The 1,103-nt window shown below is 57.0% G+C and carries 1 pseudogene; it reads left to right on the top strand.

From position 1 onward, the window contains the following. Positions 1-47: 47 nt before the first annotated feature. A pseudogene (locus GWG54_RS21450) lies at positions 48-1,103 on the top strand (IS630 family transposase); the annotation flags it as partial.

Genomic DNA, 1,103 nt, shown 5'->3' with positions numbered 1-1,103 from the left:
GAGTGGTCTGCGAAAGCGTTGACCCCCTTGGAAGCGTATTGTTCTCGATGAACAAGAGTCAGCGTGGTTTGTTGGTGCGGCATCTGTCTGAGGAAGAACTCGATCAAGCAATTGAATCGGCCCAGGAGGCGGACGAGACCCGTCTCGTCCGGCGACTGTGTTACATCAAGAACCTCTATCAGGGAGATACGCGCAAGCAAGCAGGTCGACGCGTCGGGATCTCCCGATCCACGACGCGTCGGTGGGCACTGGCGTGGAATGATGGTGGCGTAGAGGGTCTCCGCCCACGCTTCGGCGGCGGTCGGCCGCCGAAGCTCACCCCCCAACAGTGGGACGAACTCTGTGAGATTCTCGAAGAGGGCCAGCCATGGACTCCTAAGCAGATTCACGCGCTTATCGAAGACCGATACAACGTCACGTACCACCCGTCCCATCTTAGCCGGAAACTTCGAGAAGCGGGAATGAACTACGCCAAACCGCGGCCAATGGATCCACGACGATCCGACAATGCTGAAGAGATTCTCGCCGAGCGCCTGGTCAAGGCGCTCGGCGAGGACCCCGAGAAGCCAGATGACGAGGAAGAAGACCCGGTCGTGTTCGGGTTCTTTCGATGAAGCGTGGCCCCAACCGTTCGACAATTCTCAGCGAATGTGGTCGTTTGATCGGACAGTGACGATCGAGAAACCGCTGGTAACGTTTCCTCGGCGGTCGATTGGGTTCTACGCGCTCACTGGCCAGAGCGTGATCACGTTCAAAGAACGGTTGGTCAAAGAGACGATCGTTGAGGCACTTGAAGAGATTCGCGAGCAGAATCCGGTCGGACGGATTCTGCTCGTCGCCGACAACTACGGCTCTCATCACGCGAACCTCACCCAACAACGGGCCGACGAACTCGACATCGAGTTCGTCTTCATCCCGCCGTATTCACCGACGTTGAACGCCATCGAACCGCTGTGGAAAGATCTGAAACGCGAGATCTCGCCAGAGATCTTCGCGGACCGTGATCACTTCAGAGCGTTCCTCACCGAGACATTTCTTCGCTTGAGCCATCGGCTGAGTTTCGCTAGCGATTGGATTGAGACGTTCCTTCCAGATGTTCAAAG

Source organism: Natronococcus sp. JC468 (genome assembly GCF_012163165.1).
Taxonomy (GTDB): Archaea; Halobacteriota; Halobacteria; order Halobacteriales; family Natrialbaceae; genus Natronococcus; species Natronococcus jeotgali.
Note: the sequence above shows the minus strand (reverse complement) of the source record. Positions and strands in the feature narration are given on the sequence as shown.